The sequence below is a fragment of the Fimbriimonadaceae bacterium genome (assembly GCA_019638775.1).
GTDB lineage: Bacteria > Armatimonadota > Fimbriimonadia > Fimbriimonadales > Fimbriimonadaceae > JAHBTD01.
In genome coordinates this window covers 1-17,001 of sequence record JAHBTD010000004.1, presented here as the reverse complement: position 1 = coordinate 17,001, position 17,001 = coordinate 1, and the positions used below count along the sequence as shown (strand labels likewise).

The 17,001-nt window shown below is 55.1% G+C and carries 16 protein-coding genes; 8 read left to right on the top strand and 8 right to left on the bottom strand.

Annotated features, from left to right (window positions below; translation table 11 throughout):
• Positions 1 to 51 precede the first annotated feature (51 nt).
• Positions 52 to 1,701 carry a 5'-nucleotidase C-terminal domain-containing protein gene (locus KF784_14295; protein MBX3120232.1) on the top strand — a complete coding sequence of 550 codons (1,650 nt, stop codon included), beginning with the start codon at positions 52 to 54 and terminating at the stop codon, positions 1,699 to 1,701.
• On the opposite strand, the gene KF784_14290 is transcribed toward KF784_14295, so the two are convergent.
• Both KF784_14290 and KF784_14285 read right to left on the bottom strand, forming a co-directional pair.
• Complete coding sequence (locus KF784_14290) at positions 1,641 to 2,411, bottom strand: ribonuclease H-like domain-containing protein (protein MBX3120231.1); 771 nt, start codon at positions 2,409 to 2,411, stop codon at positions 1,641 to 1,643. The genes KF784_14295 and KF784_14290 overlap by 61 nt on opposite strands.
• A 15-nt stretch (positions 2,412 to 2,426) precedes the next feature.
• Positions 2,427 to 3,017 carry a hypothetical protein gene (locus KF784_14285; protein MBX3120230.1) on the bottom strand — a complete coding sequence of 197 codons (591 nt, stop codon included), beginning with the start codon at positions 3,015 to 3,017 and terminating at the stop codon, positions 2,427 to 2,429.
• Positions 3,018 to 3,290: 273 nt separating this feature from the next.
• On the opposite strand from KF784_14285, the gene KF784_14280 reads away from it, so the two are divergent.
• From KF784_14280 to KF784_14260, 5 genes are all read left to right on the top strand, one after another.
• On the top strand, positions 3,291 to 5,009 hold the full coding sequence (locus KF784_14280; protein MBX3120229.1) for a type II/IV secretion system protein: 1,719 nt from the start codon (positions 3,291 to 3,293) through the stop codon (positions 5,007 to 5,009).
• Positions 5,010 to 5,072: 63 nt separating this feature from the next.
• Positions 5,073 to 5,939 carry an HDOD domain-containing protein gene (locus KF784_14275; protein ID MBX3120228.1) on the top strand — a complete coding sequence of 289 codons (867 nt, stop codon included), beginning with the start codon at positions 5,073 to 5,075 and terminating at the stop codon, positions 5,937 to 5,939.
• Between the two features lie 22 nt (positions 5,940 to 5,961).
• Complete coding sequence (locus KF784_14270; protein ID MBX3120227.1) at positions 5,962 to 7,473, top strand: type IV pilus twitching motility protein PilT; 1,512 nt, start codon at positions 5,962 to 5,964, stop codon at positions 7,471 to 7,473.
• Between the two features lie 125 nt (positions 7,474 to 7,598).
• A complete protein-coding gene (locus KF784_14265) occupies positions 7,599 to 7,772 on the top strand; it encodes a hypothetical protein (protein MBX3120226.1) in 174 nt (57 codons plus the stop codon).
• A 27-nt stretch (positions 7,773 to 7,799) separates the two neighbouring features.
• Positions 7,800 to 8,162: a hypothetical protein gene (locus KF784_14260; protein ID MBX3120225.1), complete on the top strand. Its 363-nt coding sequence runs from the start codon at positions 7,800 to 7,802 to the stop codon at positions 8,160 to 8,162.
• A 46-nt stretch (positions 8,163 to 8,208) separates the two neighbouring features.
• Here the strand turns inward: KF784_14260 and KF784_14255 are convergent, their stop codons facing one another.
• The 6 genes from KF784_14255 to KF784_14230 all read right to left on the bottom strand — a co-directional run bounded on the left by KF784_14255 (position 8,209) and on the right by KF784_14230 (position 13,703).
• Complete coding sequence (locus KF784_14255; GenBank protein MBX3120224.1) at positions 8,209 to 8,568, bottom strand: hypothetical protein; 360 nt, start codon at positions 8,566 to 8,568, stop codon at positions 8,209 to 8,211.
• 60 nt (positions 8,569 to 8,628) lie between these two features.
• The gene (gene pyrE, locus KF784_14250) at positions 8,629 to 9,192 is read right to left on the bottom strand and encodes an orotate phosphoribosyltransferase (protein MBX3120223.1); all 564 of its coding nucleotides are present in this window, start codon (positions 9,190 to 9,192) and stop codon (positions 8,629 to 8,631) included.
• Positions 9,193 to 9,291: 99 nt separating this feature from the next.
• Entirely contained in the window at positions 9,292 to 9,654 is a 363-nt protein-coding gene (locus KF784_14245) for an aspartate 1-decarboxylase (protein MBX3120222.1), read from the bottom strand.
• Positions 9,655 to 9,659: 5 nt separating this feature from the next.
• Positions 9,660 to 12,059 carry a cytochrome c biogenesis protein CcsA gene (gene ccsA / locus KF784_14240; protein MBX3120221.1) on the bottom strand — a complete coding sequence of 800 codons (2,400 nt, stop codon included), beginning with the start codon at positions 12,057 to 12,059 and terminating at the stop codon, positions 9,660 to 9,662.
• 24 nt (positions 12,060 to 12,083) lie between these two features.
• Positions 12,084 to 12,506, bottom strand: coding sequence for a cytochrome c maturation protein CcmE (locus KF784_14235; GenBank protein ID MBX3120220.1), 423 nt, complete (start codon positions 12,504 to 12,506; stop codon positions 12,084 to 12,086).
• Between the two features lie 138 nt (positions 12,507 to 12,644).
• Positions 12,645 to 13,703, bottom strand: a complete 1,059-nt coding sequence (locus KF784_14230; GenBank protein ID MBX3120219.1) for a fatty acid desaturase — start codon at positions 13,701 to 13,703, stop codon at positions 12,645 to 12,647.
• A gap of 164 nt (positions 13,704 to 13,867) precedes the next feature.
• Between KF784_14230 and aspS the strand changes: the two genes are divergently transcribed.
• Positions 13,868 to 15,682, top strand: coding sequence for an aspartate--tRNA ligase (gene aspS / locus KF784_14225; protein ID MBX3120218.1), 1,815 nt, complete (start codon positions 13,868 to 13,870; stop codon positions 15,680 to 15,682).
• Positions 15,683 to 15,824: 142 nt separating this feature from the next.
• Complete coding sequence (gene carA, locus KF784_14220; protein MBX3120217.1) at positions 15,825 to 16,934, top strand: glutamine-hydrolyzing carbamoyl-phosphate synthase small subunit; 1,110 nt, start codon at positions 15,825 to 15,827, stop codon at positions 16,932 to 16,934.
• Positions 16,935 to 17,001: the final 67 nt, after the last annotated feature.

Below are 17,001 nucleotides of genomic sequence, written 5' to 3'. Positions count from 1 at the left end.
CTGCAAAGACCCAACACCACTGGGACGATTGGCACAAGGTATATCTTTGAAATGGCCCGTACTCTGCTCTTTCGGATGCTCGCTCCTTGCCTCGCCTTGGGGGTCTGCTCCGTTGCGGTGGCCCAACAGCCGATCACTATCACCATCTTGCACACCAATGACATGCACGCGCGGGTGGAGGGGACTAAGATTGCAGGGAAGAGTTATGGCGGCTATGCCAGGCTTGCGACGCTCATTCAGAGATACAAGAAGTCGGACCCGAATCCGATTTTGCTGAACGCGGGCGATACCTTCCAGGGGACGATGTACTTCAACGTTTATGAAGGACTCGCCGACCTTGCGTTTATGAATTATGTAGGGTTTCAGGCGATGGTGGTTGGGAATCACGAATTCGACAAGGGCCCTGCGCCACTCGCGACGTTTGCAAAGCAAGCAAGCTTTCCGCTCTTGGCGGCGAACATCGACGTATCGAACAGCCGCGCGCTGGATGGTCTCATCCGACCATCGACCGTGATTGATGTTGGGGGAGCGAAGGTTGGGATCGTAGGCGCGGTAACGGCAGATTTGCACGAGATTTCAAGCCCGGGAGAGGATGTTCGCATGCTTGATCTGAATACTTCGGTTCAGCGAGCGGTCGATGGTCTTACCCAAGCTGGGATCAACAAGATCATCCTACTGACGCATGTGGGATATGAAGCTGATCTTCGGCTTGCGGCGCAGATCAAGGGAGTCGATGTGGTGGTCGGTGGACATTCGCATACACCTCTTGGCACTCCAAAGCTCGATGGCTTTCCCGAGCCGGTGGCGGCTTATCCGATGGAGGTCAAGGGAGCCGAAGGTCAGAAGGTGCTTGTCGTGCAGGGTTGGGATTGGGGCAAGGTGCTTGGGCGACTGCGCGTACGCTTTGATCGGTCGGGAAAGATTGAGACCTATATGGCGGATCGTCCGATTGTGGTGGATGAATCTGTTCCCGAAGACCCCACGATGAGGAGCATCGTTGCTGCCTTTCAGAAGCCGCTGGCGGCGAAGATGAACGAGGTGATCGGCGAGGCTTCAAGCGTTATTGGACGAAGCGATAACGAGGCTTCGGGCGATCATCCGATGGGGCGACTGGTGGCTGACGCGATGCTGGCACGGCTTGAGAAGCTTGGCGTTGTCGTGACCTTTGCGAACGCTGGCGGTGTTCGAGCTGGGCTTGAATCGGGGCCGATTACCTATGGCGCGGCGGTGGGTGTGCAGCCCTTCGGCAATTCGATGGTGACCTTAGAGTTGACGGGTACAGAACTCCTCGCTGCGCTCGAGCAGTGTGCGGCGGGGCTTCCCGAAAAGTCGGGGGGAGTGCTCTTTCCCTCTCGGGGGTCAAGCTATACGATTGACTCGACAAAGGCGCCTGGACAACGTATCTCCAATGTCATGATCGCAGGGCAAGCCCTAGATCAAAATCGGAAGTACCGTATTGGATTGAACGCGTTCACGGCGCAAGGGGGCGACGGCTTGACGGTTTTTAAGGACGCCAAAGGCTCACGCGTGGACACTGGGGAGATGGACATTGACGTCTTTATGGCTTATATCAAGGCCAACTCTCCGATCAAACCGATCATGGATCGCCGTGTGCAGATTATCCGTCCGCCGTTTGCAGACTACAACAACGGCAGGGTGGCGGCGACGTTGTCGAAAGTGTTTGCCTTCAGCTTGCGATAGGTGAACTCGGCGAGACGCTCCAGATTGACGACGTCTTCCCGGTTGTAGGCGATCAGCGTCTCTAAAGAGGACTCGTTGCCTCGGATGTATTCTCGCCAGAGCCGGACGGCGTCGAGTCCGGTAAGGCCCTGCGCGTCCTCAACTCGGGCGATGCCTAGCTGCTTCTCAATGTTCTTCAACCCGCCACGATATCCGAGCTTCTTAAGGGTCGGACACAGGTCGAGGTGGATGTGATCGAACGGGACGTTGCGGAACTTCTTCTGAAGCATTGGGATGTCGAAACCAGACCCGAAGAAGGTAACGATCATGGAGTAGTGCGAGATGATATCGGGGAATTCGGCAAGGTCTTCGCCCTTGGTAAGCGCCCGGAACGATTCGCCGTCGTAGAGCCCCACCATCGTGATGGACTCGCCGCTCTGCCCGCCATCAGTTTCGATATCGAGGTAGACGCAACTTTTACGAAACTCGGGCCAAGCCCTCCAAGCTTCACCGATACCCAGGACGGGAGCAAAAAACTGATGGCGCATCTCGTTAAGCGCGAGAGTGGAGGCCTCAAGTGTCGTGCGCGTGTCCTCTACATCTGCGGTGCCGAGAGGAGCCTCTTGAAGGCGTTCGAGGAGGATGTCCCAAGATGAGAACCCTTTCTCCCACAACGCCCGTTCGGTTGTTCGTCCGACTCCGGGGATGTGCAGAAAGGTGTTACGGAGCAAACTATGACACCTTGCTTAGCCGCCGCTTTTGGTGATCGTCGGCTTTTGTGATCCAGCCGCGTGGGGCGGTGGCAAGTTGACGCTGGTGCCATACGGGCTCCAGTATTGGACCGTCGGTTCCGTAGCGAAGTGGTAGCTTCCCGTATTGAGATCGTTGTCGAATTCGCCGTAAAGCCTTGCGAGGCCATGGCCTTGCCATGTCGTAGACATGTCTCGTCCAAACCATTGGATGGCGCGGAAGCCTCCGTCCACAACAATCGTGCCGGTACCAAACCAGAGTTCGCGGCCTGACTTTGCTTCTTCGGCGTTTCTTGGAAACTCTTTCTGAACGTTCCCTGATACGGTGCGCACACCGTTTAGCTGGCTGATGAGAACGGTGCCCGTGAACTTGATTTCGACCCTGCCTGCTCCGTTGATCAGACGGAAGCTTCCAAGTTTCGTTTGCAGATACATCGTATCGATTTCGCTTGGATCAAGGGTCGAGAGCATCCCCTTCTTTGCCCCGACCTCAGGCGAAGGGGCTTGCCCAGATTGGGCCATGAGGCCGATCGTCGTTCCGATAGCCAATGTGCTCGCGATTGTGGATAGGATTGCTCTACGGGTCAATGGGTTCTCCAAGGAAAGCTGTTAGATTGATTTTAGCCGATTTTGGCCTGCCCGTCGCAGGGCTTACCAGTCAGTCTCAACGCTAACTTGGCAAGAATAGTGCCCAAGGAGCCGCCTCAAAGTTGCCGATCATTTCATCAGGAAGATGTACCGGCAGGTATTTATGACGGCATTGCCCCAGCCCTGCCATTGTTACCAGCCCGCATTGTATGGGGTGATGGAATGTCTTGATTGGCGGCCTGACACGCGTTAGGCAATGGTGGTTGAGGGTTCATGCTGAGTGGCGACGTATTTGTAAATGAGGGATTAATCTCCGAAGAGCAGCTTCATCTTGCATCAGAGAAGCAGAAAGAGCTCGGCGGGATGGAACCTATTGCACGCGTCCTCGTCAACATGGGTTTCATTCAGGAGCGCGACCGTGTTCGGCTTCTTGGAAAGGTCTGGGGCATCCCTTACGTCGAGATTGGTGAGCGTCAGCCACCTCACGAGGTCATCCAGCTCATCTCTCCCCAGAGCGCCAAGCGATTTAAATCGGTCCCCATCGAGATCAAGGACACGACCTTGGTCGTCGCCATGGCGAACCCGCTCGATGTCTTCGTGATCGACGAGCTTCGGCTGATCACGAGGATGGAGATCGAGCCGGTTATCGCTGGCGAGGATGATCTCAACAACGCCCTATCCAACCTTTATAAGATCGATGTCAATGTCAATGATGCTCTCGCTGGCGTGATGCGAGATTTTGACGGAGATATTGAGGTCACTGAGTCTGGCGACGAGGACCTCAGCGAAGCCGAATTGCGCGAGATGGGCGAAGACGCCCCCGTCATTCGTCTTGCAAATCTCATTGTCAGCCAGGCTATTCAGGACAAAGCCAGTGACATCCACATCGAGCCGATGAAGGACGGTGTGCGCGTCCGGTACCGAATCGACGGCGTGATGATTGATGGAATGCGCGTTCCGCGCAAAGTCCTTGCACCGTTGACCTCGCGCTTTAAGATCATGGCGAACATGGACATCGCAGAGAAGCGAGTCCCGCAGGATAACCGCATCAGCATCAACATGAACAGCAAGGATTACGACCTGCGTGTGTCGACCCTTCCTGTTGTCTATGGCGAAAAGATCGTTATGCGTGTGCTTGATAAGGGCGGAATTACGGTCGGCCTGAACAAGCTCGGTTTCCTTCCTAACAACCTTCGAATCATCGAGGATATGTGCTCCAAGACCTATGGGATTATCCTCGTCACAGGACCCACGGGTTCGGGTAAATCGACCACGCTTTACTCGATTCTGAACAAGGTCAACGACGGTTCTTCAAACATCATCACCATCGAAGACCCGGTCGAATACGAACTGTCGGGAATCAACCAGTGCAGCGTGAACAACCGAGCGGGAATGACTTTCGCCGCTGGTCTGAAAGCGATGCTTCGTCAAGACCCCGACATCATCATGGTCGGTGAAATGCGCGATACCGAAACGGCGACCATCGCGATGGAAGCGGCGCTTACCGGACACTTGGTTTTGAGCACGCTGCACACGAACGACGCTTCATCGGCCCCGACTCGACTGATTGACATGGAGGTTGAGCCGTTCTTGATCTCCTCATCCATCATCGGCGTTCTGGCCCAGCGGCTTGTTCGGCAGAACTGTGCGCACTGTAAAGAGGCTTACACAGGCACTCGCGAGAGCCTTGTACGATTCGGCTTCCCAGTCCCGGATGACCTTGGAGCCGAGACGGGCGGCGAGATTACGCTCTTCCGAGGAACGGGGTGCGAGCACTGCAAAGGCACTGGCTATAAGGGCCGAACCGGAGTTCACGAGTTGATGGTTATGACCGATGACATCAAGGACAAGATCCTTGAAAAGTCGCCGGCTCACGTTTTGCGGCAGCTTGCCATGAAGAACGGCATGAAGATGCTGCAGGACGATTCTGTGCAAAAGATTCTCATGGGAATCACGAGCGTTGATGAGGTTTTGAGGGTGATTTACGCTTAAAGCGTAGTGTATTTACCACAACCTTCCGATAATTTTTTGAGTACAAACGAGGAATCACAAACGATGTCAGCGGCCCCGATTTCGTATAACGAAGATAACGACAGCACCCAGACGATACTCGACAAGGTGAACGAACTTGCCGTCCTTCCGCAGGTCGTCTACAAGGTCGTCGAGCTATCGGCTTCGACCGATACGGCGGCTTCGGAGATTGAGCGTGCGATTGTCGTTGACCCCGGATTCAGCACCAAGCTGTTGACCGCCGCAAACTCCGCTTACTACGGCCTGCCGAAAAAGGTCACCTCGGTGAAGGAAGCCATCATGTTTCTTGGCTTCAAAACCGTTCGGCAGATTGCGATGACGGTTGGTATTTACGACATGTTCGTCGGCAAGAACGACAAGGAATCTCTCCGACGTCGCGCTTGGTGGAGACACTCTATCGACACGGCGGTTTGTGCTCGATGGCTTGCCAAGGAGACCAAAAGCATCAACCCAGACAACGCTTACACCTGTGGGTTGCTGCATTACATCGGCAAGACTCTGCTGGATCGATTTGGCGAAGAGGATTACGAACTGACAAAGCCGATGATCGAAGCCGGAATGACTGAGATCGAGGCGGAGTTGGAGTTATTTGGTGTTGATCACGTTCACATTGCAAAGGCAGCTGCTCAAAAATGGGGATTCCCTGAGGAGTTGATTGCCGGTATCGATTACCACACGCCGACCGCAGCGGACAGTGATTTTCCGAAGCACGGCGCTTGCATCGCGCTTGCGTCGGCGATAGCATTTCGCGCGCTTGAAGGTTTGCACGACCCGGATCACTGGATGCCATCGTGGGCGGCTGAGCGGCTTGGCATCGGTCCAGAAAGCTATGAGAGCATTAGCGAAGAGGGAAGTCGAGTGATTGCGCACGCGGCGAGCTTACAGATTTAATTGATAGAAAGGAGCCAGAAAAATGAGCGAACAGGCATTTGATTGGAACAAAGTACTTAAGAAGGATGAGGAGTCGGAGACTCCCAATCTTGAAGCGGTAGATGGAGCCCAAGCCGGGACCGCTCCAGAATCGACTAATGCTTCGGAGAGCGCACCGGCTGGCGGACTTAAGTTCTCTATCGCAGATAACGATGCGATGGCTGATGCGGAACAGGACATTGCTGACATCGTTAATAAGATGGAAGGCAAATCCAAGCCGACCGCGAATTTTGAACTGGTTGTGAACAACGGCGCCGATGGGGAGCCCGTTGCGGAAGCTCCTCAGGAGGAGTACAAACACTATAAGCCGGCGGCGTTGCCCGACGATCTCTATACCCGTCCGCTCAAGGAAACGAGCGACATCTATATTGGGATGGAGCACGCCGAGGTTAAGGCCGGAACAGAGGTTGCCAGCGACGCGAAGAGCGTCAAAGATGTCCATATCGACGAGATCTTGCGATCGGCTATCGAGCGCAAAGCCAGTGATATCCACTTCACGACGGGCCTTCCTCCGATGGCAAGAATCGACGGTGAGCTGCAGCCGTTGCCTTATCAGATTATCGACCCAGAAGACAGCCAGCGAATGATTTACGAAGTGCTTAGCGACGAACAAATCCAGAAGGTTGAGCAGTCGCACGAGCTGGACTTTGGTTATGGCGTAAAGGGACTTGGCCGTTTCCGATTTAATGTCTACTTCCAGAAAGGGGCGATGGCGGCAGCTTTGCGCGCTATTCCTACCCGTATTCCGGCGTTTGAGGAGCTTGGCTTACCGCCGGTTCTTCGCGAGATGTCGAAGCGGGTTTCTGGGCTTGTTCTTGTTACGGGTCCGACGGGTTCTGGTAAATCCACGACCATCGCTTCGATGATCGACGATATCAACGAATCCCGGACGTCGCACATTCTCACCATCGAAGACCCCATCGAGTACTTGCATTCTCACAAGAAGTGCATGGTGAACCAAAGAGAGCTTCACGCCGATACCTACACGTTCCATAACGCGTTGCGTGCGGTTTTGCGTGAGGACCCCGACATCATTCTCGTTGGTGAGCTTCGCGACCTTGAGACCATCGAAGCCGCGTTGACGCTTGCGGAGACGGGTCACCTTGTCTTTGGAACGCTGCACACACGAAATGCCCCTTCGACGATTGACCGTATCGTTGACGTCTTTTCGGCGGACCAGCAGGAGCAGATTCGTGTTCTTCTTGGCAACACGCTTGAGGGTGTTATCTCTCAGCAGTTGATCCCAAGGCTGGGCGGTGGACGGTCGGCAGCGCTGGAGATCATGCAGGGAACGCCTGCCATTAAGAATCTCATCCGTGAGGGTAAGACACACCAGATGTATTCGATCATTGAGACGAATGCACAGCACGGTATGCAGACGATGGACCGCTCACTGGCTGATCTCTTTAAGAACGGCTACTGCACTTACGAAGAGTGTTTGATGCGAGCCGTGGACAAAGAAAGCTTTGCTCGACTTGCCAAAGGCACCAGTTAGAAACCGACTTTAAACTTCCGTGTGTTCTCGCTTGGGCCCGGCAACGGGCCCTCGTTTTCTTTTGCATACGTGCTGGGCGGCAACAAAGTCCTTCCGTCTAGCGTAAGGTAACCTAAAGTAAGCCCATGATCGCTGCGATTGCCCTTTTCAGCGTCCTTGCTACCGCCCAGAATCAGACCGGCGGAGCAAAAGATGTTGCCCAGATTCCTAAGGGGATGATCGACGGCGCGAAGCTGAAAGCGGACTTCAACGCTGACCGTGAAAAGGTTCGGTTGATGTTCATCTTCTCCCCCAGCTGAATACCTTGCCTCGATGGCGCCCGTGAGGTGCAAAGTCAAATATTCCCGCAGCTAAAGGATGATGATATCAGCGCATATGTCATCTGGACGCCGTCGTATGGCACCGACAATGCAACCCTCGCGGAAGAGGGTTTTGGCTACTTCAAAGACAAGCGCGTGAAGCAGTATTGGGATACGAAGCAGAACATCGCGCTGGCTTACGGAGCCAAGATTAAACTGCCGAGGGATGCTCCCCTTGCTTACGACGTTTACTTCATTTTCCCCAAGGGGCAGGAGTGGGGAGAGCAAGTACCGATTCCGAAGCACTATATGCACCAGGTGATTGACGGGCCTTTGTGGTTCGACCCCAAGAAGTTCCTCCAGTGGATCAGAGACCTAGAGAAGGCATAAAAAAAGACCGCTCGGGTGAGCGGTCTTTTCCTTGGTTTGGAGTGGATCAGTCAACAAATGCGACGTAAAGTGGCACAAAGAATCCGATACATGGCACAAGCTGCAGCAGCGATATCCAGCCGGGTTTGCCGCGTTCTTCACAGATCAGCCACCAAGCGTAGAGGACGACCAGCCATCCCACGCATGGGATGAGCATTATGAGGATGTACCACCAGTCGAGGCCAGCGATGCTCAGCATGAGCAGGACGTTCAGAATGGGAATCCACGCCATCCACGAGTTTTCTGTGCCTGTCTTGTTCGCGATGGTCATTAGCGCTACTGCTTGCACTACGTAGACCAGAATGAACAAGCCGAACCACATGCCGACGCTCATAATCGCAAAGACGGAACCGCTGTCGTTATCCATGAACTATCTACCTCTATGGATACGAGACGTAGGGGAGCATTGATTGGATGCAGTGTGAGCTTACTGGACTCGTGTCCCAGGCTTTTGAATCGGCACGGCAGCGAGCCAATCGGGCACCTCTTCGGGTGCATAGCTTACGGCTTCCACCTTGTAGGCGGCGAACTGGGGACAACCAAAATCGAGCGGGCTTTGCGCACGGTCAATAAGAACGCCAACTCCAGATGGAACCCCACCCGCGTCTTTCACGACCTGGATTGTTTCGACAACCGATCTGCCGGTTGTGAGCACGTCGTCCACGATCAGAGTCTTCGCGCCTGGTGCTATTGAGGCTCCGCGGCGGAGGGTTTTGACCCCATTCTCTGTTTCCACGTAAATCGACGGCAAGCCCATTTGGCGGGCGACCTCGAAGGCGATGATAATCCCGCCGGTTGTGGGTCCGGCAACCAGTTCGATTCCTGAATCGCGGAAATGTTCGGCGATCTCGGTGCAAAGAGCCGAGAGGACGTCGGGGCGCTCAAGAACTCGAAACTTCTCGAAGTAGACGTCGGAATGACGTCCGCTGGTGAGAAGGAAATGCCCGCGCAGAATCGCGCCGGAAGATTCGAGCAAAGATTGCAGATTCATGGCATTGGGCGTTGAAGAGAACGATGAGTTATGAACGATGAATGATGAATGGGGAGGGTAGTGATAAATCCCCTTACGACCCTTACACCTTACCCCTTACTACCCTACAACGCTAAACGGCGTCATGTCCCGGAGGACTTCGTTGTTTTCACCCAGCCAAAGCATCTTGGGAATGATTTCTTCGTCCGTCCAGGTGAATGCAGCGATGACGAGGCGATCACCCGGTTTGAAGAAGTGAGCCGCGCCACCGTTCAGACCGATCACACCCTTCGGTCCGGCGAATGCGTAAGTCTCGATTCGCGATGTGTGATCGACTGCCCAGATATAGACGTGTTCGCCGTCTTGGATGCCGATCCGCTCCATCAGATCGCGGTCGATCTCGATGCTGCCGACATACTCGGGATTGGCGTAGGTCACGCGAGCGTGGTGCAGCTTTGCCTTAAGCAGGTGATTTAGACGCATCTTCTTTATTGTTGGGGTGAAGTCCCCGTTTCTTCCTTCGTCTGATCCTCGGTTGGCGTTGCGCGCCGGGACTTTCGGTTCCAGGCTGCAAAGAGCCCGGCGAGGGCCATGATACCAGTGCCCAACCAGACAAGCCCGACAAACGGCTTATAGTAAAGCTTGATGGGCCATAGCGGCTCCATGAAGTGCAGTTGAACCCAGGCTGCCTTGGTGCCGGCGTCCAGTCGCTGGATTGTTATGAAGTAGTCGGTGCCGATGAAATCTGGATCGAACGTAGGACCGGAGTCTGTGATCCTCATCTTCGGGGTGACGACGTACTCCTCACCGGTGTCGGAAACGAACTTCAGTTTCGCTCCGAACTCGGTGCCGACCTGTCCAGGGTTGCCCGTGCGTATCATCTCAAGGTAAGTGACCTTGAAGCTATCCATGACAATGGTTTCGTCTGGCTTGATCGAAACTAAGTCGGTGGCATTCAGCTGCATTGCCCCGAGGGTGAAATAGACGTCGTTAAGCAGCCCCCTGTGGATGTAGGGCCAAGCGAATGGCTCAAGCTGGGTTTGACCGGTTTCGGGGTCTCTTTGCTCACGGTAGTACAGTGAGGGGCGTGCCGTGAACGAACCTCCATCGCCGATCATTTGGAATTCGACACGGTTCGTGCGGTCGCGATAATCCTTGGTGGGTCCGATGAAGTTGACGGCGTATCCAAGCCCCGGCGATGGCTTACCCTTTTGTGTGATGAGTTCTTGCTCCGTCTCAAGCCCCCGAGAGATCACCAAGCCAGCCAGAGTGATGCCCAGGCCAACGTGCGACATGAAACCGGCAACACTGGGGCGGTTCTTTCGATAGAGCTCGATGGCTTTCCAAAGGTGAGCAACAACCACGAAGATACAGAGCCCGGCAAGGATCAATGTCCAGACATAGGCCGGGAGATGCCTGCCGAACGGCATCGCTATGTTGTGGCTCAAATCGGCTTCAAACTTAACCGATGACGTCTTAATGACAATGCCTAGGATGCCGACGGTGAAGATGGTCACGCAAAGGATCAGATAGAGCTTGTTCAGCAGCTCCTTCCAACTTGTCCCTCGCCAACTCACAAAGGGAGCCGCTGCCATGAGCAGCATGATGGGGATGAAGGGCCAGACCAGTATGTTGTGATAAAGTCCTTCTTCAACGACCTTCTGGGGTTGGTGGAAGATGCCTTGAATGAATGGAACACTCATTCCAACTGCGGTTGAGATGGCAAAAAATGTGAGAGCGTAGCTGCCAAGCAGATACATCTTTTCTCGGGCAACACCGCTCGTTTCAGGTGTGGCTTGGGGTGCAAACTCCTTGCGGATATGTCTGCCTCGCCAGATTGCAAGTCCGATAAACCCGATGACAAAGATGCTGCACATTCCGACAAGAAGCTTGAGCGCCTTGTTGTCCATCTGCGCAAAGCTATGAACGCTCGTGTTGCCAAGCATCCCCGACCTCGTCAGAAACGTGCCGTAAAGAAACATGAGGAAGGGGAGCCCGGCAAAAACCAAGTTGGAGACGTACCACCTCTTTTTAGCCTGCTGAATGAGGAATCCGTGTATGAGGATGGCTAAGAACACCCAAGGGACGAAGCTTGTGTTCTCGACCGGGTCCCACGCCCAGAACCCGCCCCATCCGAGCGTTTCATACGCCCAAAAGCCACCCATACAGAGTCCGACTCCAAGGAAGGTTAGGGAGACGATCGCCCAAGGGCGAGCCCTTGGAACCCATTCGACAGGGTTCTTCTCGATAAACGCGGCGACTGCGTAGGCAAAGAGCACCGTCAAGGAGCCAAAACCAAGGAAGATCGTGGGGGGGTGGATGACGATCCAGTAGTTCAGCAGGGAGGGTGAGAGCCCCGCGCCTTCGATAGGCACCAAGGTCTTGCCGTGCATAGAATCGACAAGACGAAACGCCGATTCGTACGACATGACGCCGCAGAGCCCACCCAAGAACAGCGCGTAGACTACAGTGAACCACCGTCGATAAGGACCGGTCCCTCGGACGGTTAACAGTCCGAATATCGCAGCAGCGACGGCCCACAGCATGAAGCTGCCTTCCTGTCCGGACCAGATCGCGGCGATCTTGTATTGCAGGGAGTTCAGCGTGTCGGAGTGCGACCAAACGTAGTAGTACTCAAAGCGGTTGTTGATGAAGAGGATGGCGAGCGTTACGAAAGCCCCGAAGATCGTGGCGCTCCCGTGCGTAAATGCCATGCGTCCGATCTTCTCATATCGCGGGTTCCGTGGGGATAGAATCCATGCCACCGCGCTCAGGAGGAACAGGGCAAATCCGGCGAGAATGAGCCAACGTCCGAATCCATTGCCAAGAAGGACAGACCATTGGGGGGCTTCAGAAAACTGGCTTAAATCGAGCGTCTGTTCTTCCAAGGGATTTTGACTTTCCTGTAAGGTCTATCGGGTTACCGATGCGGCCTGAGCAACGCTGGGTGTGCCTGCACTGTAATCCGGCTTTGCTTCTCCCTTGTACTTTGTCGGGCACTTTACGAGGAGCTTCCTTGCGTGGAACACCTCGCCGCTCATCTTGCCAATCGCCACTACTTTGGTGGCACTGCCCATGTTTGCTGGCACCTCTTGCGAAATGACGGTGACTCGATCTCCCTTTTCATCGATGATGTCGAAGGTCGCGGTTTGATCCTTCACGTTCTGTTGGAAGGTCTCCTTCACGATGTCTCCGGGGACGTGGAGGCTGTCACCTTGAGTGCTGCGGGCCTCAGCGATCGTGACGTAGGGGCTTGCTTGGCTGAGGAAGGCGAATACCATTCCACCCATTGCAAGCGTGCCCAGGATGATCGAAACGATGGCTCCTTTGTTCATGGCTCAAAGCTATTGTAGCGAGTTCTGCGCTGAACTCGCTGGGTCGATTTGCCGGTCTGTGCTTCGTCGGTCAGTCTTGAGCGCCGAAGCATAAACCGGACCGTTCTGTCTTTTGAATACTGAGATTCTGTCGAACGCTTATTTCTTGAGACCGTGGCCGAGGGTTTTGTGGCGTTCCTCGCGGTGGGGGTCGAGCAGCGTCGTTTTGTCCTCATAAACCCAAGGCGTCTTCCACAGGAGTTGCAAGGCTCGGAAGATCGTCATCGAGTGGTAGCGATCGGGCCAAAGCTCTTCGATCTTCTCTTCAATTTTGCGCGTGTACTTCGTCGGCGCTTGGGGGAAGAGGTGGTGGGCGACGTGCGCTCCGAAGTGCTGATGCCAAGGATCGAGGAAGCGGCACCACTTGGGAAGAGTGACCGTCAGCGACGTGGCGAGGACGTCGTTCTCATCGGCAAGCGGATTCAAAAAGTGGTTCGTCGCGATATAGCTGATGGCAATCGAGTTGGCGACGAGGAGCGGGATGAAGTAGCCCCACCAGAAAACTTGTGTTCCTAAGAACAGCGTCAGCGCTACCCAGAAGCTCACTTGAGCAAGCGTTTGCGTGAACATGATCCACTTGGTTCGCTTTGCGGTCTTTGGGTCCTTGAGGTAGTGGATCAGCATTCGCAAAGTCTGCTGATTCATCCGGTAGGTAAAGGACGAAAAGATAACGATGTTTCGGGCCAGTGGCGACATCTTGTAGAGCCCACGCAGGATCGGGTTGTTCTTGTAGTCCTCAATCGTGAAGAGGTGGTCGGGGTCGATGCCTTCAACTTGAGTGTTGTTGTGGTGGTCGGAGTTGTGCCATTGCCGCCACAGCAGCGGACTGATGTAAAACGGCGAGAATCCGATTCCGCTGAAGATGTCGCGGACGCGAAGGTTGGTGATGGCAGCGCCATGGCCGATCTCGTGCGACAGGAATCCGAGACAGCCGAAAGAGTGCCCAATGATTAACGAAAGGATTGGGGCGAGCCACCATGAAAAGTGCGCCGTTAGGAGCCAAAGGCTGGTGCCGATAATCGCGGTATGGGGGACAAACCACCATAGCTGGGCAGGCTGGGGTTTGAAATACTCATCGGGCAGGGCCTTGCGGACTTGCTGACGGTAGTTGGGGATCGTGCGATCAGGTCTGACGGGGGGCGTGGCGATGGTGGACATGGGAGCTTTCTCAAGGGTACCCGCGAGGCGACGAGCATCGGCACCGCAACGGGAGAATTTGGGCCAAGTTTTGGAATCAATAATAGGTACGCCAATTCCCCCAATAAGTTGTCGTGGACTAGGCCCTGGTCCGGTTAGATACCGAAGGTATCCTTCATCCCTTCATGAGCTTTTTGCAACGGACTCATTCTTGCGGCACTCTCCGACCCGAGCACGACGGTTCCCAAGTGGTACTGAACGGGTGGGTGCATCGCATCCGCGACCTTGGCGGGCTGTACTTTATCGACCTGCGTGACCGTACGGGTTTGATTCAGCTCTTCCTTGATCCGCAGAAGTTTCCGAAGCTCGCTGAGATTAAGACGGAGTTCTGTCTGAGCGTTCAGGGCGAAGTTCGCATGCGAAGCGAAGAGACCAAGAACCCTCGGATGGCTACCGGCGAGATCGAAGTGCTTGTGTCGGGCTATCAGGTCCTGAGTGTGTCGAAGCTTCTGCCTTTCCCGATCAGCGACGAGGAGCAGATGAAGAACGTTAACGAGGAACTGCGCATTAAGCATCGCTATCTCGACCTTCGACGCCCGGCGATGTACCGAAAGATGGCGCTGCGCGCCGCTGCGATTGGGAAGATACGCCGATTTTTGGATGAGCGAGATTTTGTTGAGGTGGAGACACCGATCCTCACCAAATCCACGCCTGAGGGCGCTCGTGACTATCTTGTGCCTTACCGACTCGACCCTGGCCAGTTTTACGCGCTCCCGCAAAGTCCGCAGCAGTACAAGCAGCTTTTGATGGTGGGCGGCATGGAGCGCTATTACCAGATCGCCAAATGTTTCCGCGACGAAGCTCAGCGCGCAGACCGCCAGCCCGAATTCACCCAGCTCGACCTTGAGATGTCGTTTGTCACACAGGAAGATGTGCTGAACATCTGCGAAGAGATGACGATCAAGGTCTGCAACGAATTGATCAAGGAGTTTGGGCTTGAAAAGGACCTGGTCGAATCGTTTGAGCGGTTGAGCTACGACGAAGCGATCCGGTTCTATGGCACGGACAAGCCGGACCTACGTTTTGACCTCCGACTTTTTGACATCACCGATGCGGTGAAGGACTCCGGCTTTGGCGTGTTTAAGAGCACGGTTGAGAATGGCGGAATGGTTCGTGGCGTCCGCTACCCCGGTGGGGCGGGACTCTCGCGAAAAGAGATTGGCGAGCTTGAAACATTCTGTAAGGAGTTTGGTGCGAAGGGCATGGCTTCGCTTATCATCGGGGACGGCGAGGGTGCGCTGCGCACCACGAGTGGCCTGCCGGTTCGAGGATCAATCGCCAAGTTCTTTTCGCAGGACGAGCTCGATAAGATCACGGAGACTGCCAAGGCCGAAGAGGGCGATCTGCTCTGCTTTATCGCCGATGAGTATATGCCCGGCAATAACGTGCTGAGCCGCTTGCGGAATGAGATCGGCGAGCGTTGCAAGCTCGATGATCCTCGAAAACTCAAATTCATCTGGGTGCTGGATTTTCCGTTGGTGGAGTGGAACCCTGACCACAACCGATGGGATTCGGTGCACCACCCGTTCACCAGCCCCAAGCACGAGGACCTCATCTTCTTGGAATCTGACCCCGGGCGGATGCGGGCCGACTGTTATGACGTTGTTTGCAACGGCTATGAATGGTGTTCGGGTTCGATCCGAATTCACAGGTCGGACGTTCAGGCACGGATATTCACCTTGCTCGGCATTGATGAGACCACACAGCAGGAGCGGTTTGGGCATATTCTTGAGGCTTTCCAATACGGTGCGCCCCCGCATGGCGGGCTGGCTCCCGGCATCGACCGCTTGATTATGCTGCTGCTGAACGAGGACAACATTCGCGAAGTGATGGCGTTTCCGAAGATCGGCAACGGTTACGATCCGCTGATGGATGCGCCGAGTGCGATTGATTCTATTCAGTGGGTTGAAACGGGTCTGCAGCTTGCTCCGGGATCGTAGTTCCTGGAAAGCTTTTTGATTTTGCCAGCGCGCATTTTTTGCGCGTTCGTTCGGCCTAAAGTTAGGCCTCGATGCTGGGGCGCTCTGGTATATTCCGTAAGGTCCGTTGCGGTTTTCGACACCCGGGCCAGAAGGATCGAAATTGGCGACTTACCTGGTTCTTAGCGACGGCAGCATCTACGAAGGCAACCCCCTTGGCGCGCAGGCCGACACCGTCGGCGAGGTCGTGTTCAACACTGGGATGACCGGGTACCAAGAGATTCTTACCGACCCCAGTTATGCGGGCCAAATGGTGATGCTCACCTATCCGCTGATCGGGAACTACGGCATCAACGAAGACGACTTTGAGTCTGACCGCGTGCAGCCCACCGGCTTCATCGTGAAGGAAGCCTGCGACTCGCCTTCGAACTGGCGCAGCACCAAAACCCTCGATCAGTTTTTGAAAGAGCGGGAAATCACCGCCATTCAGGGCTTAGACACGCGCGCGATCACCCAGCACATCCGTAGCGGTGGCGTGGAGATGGGGATGATTACGAACGGCTCCCCCGATGAAGCCCTGAAGAAGCTCCAGCAAGCGAAGAACTACGACGAGATGGATTTTGTGTACTCCGTCACGACCAAGGCGCCCTACAAATGGGGGCCGGTTGGGAAGGAGTCGATAGAGATACCGGACGATCCCTCGCGATTGCGGCTTGTGGTGATCGACTGCGGCCTAAAATATAACATCCTGAGGCGGTTTTACAACGCGGGATGCCAGCCGATCGTGCTGCCAGCAACGCGTACGGCTGAGGAGATTTTGGAGTGGCGACCGGATGGGATTTTGCTATCCCCTGGCCCAGGCGACCCAGCGCGGCTTGGTCCTGTGGTTGAGACGGTGCGTAATCTCCTTGGGAAGAGGCCGATGTTTGGGATTTGCCTTGGGAACCAGCTGCTCTGCCAGGCGGTCGGCGGCAAGACGTTCAAGCTGAAATTCGGACATCGGGGGTCGAACCACCCGGTCAAGGATTTGCTCACGGGGAAGGTGACGATCACCTCACAGAATCACGGATACGCGGTTGATCCAGACTCTCTCTCTGGCACCGGGGCTGAGGTCACTCAACTTAACTTGAACGATGAGACGGTGGAAGGGATTCGGGTGAAGTCGGAGATGGCGTCGTCGATCCAGTACCACCCTGAGGCGGCACCGGGGCCGTGGGATAGTCGGCCTTATTTCCCTGAGTTTGTGGAGTTGATGGCGGGGGCGAAGGTTTAGTAGAGCGGCAACGACGAAGCGTTGCCTTCTTTGTGTTGCAGTTTTTGCGTTCTTTGCGGGATATCTG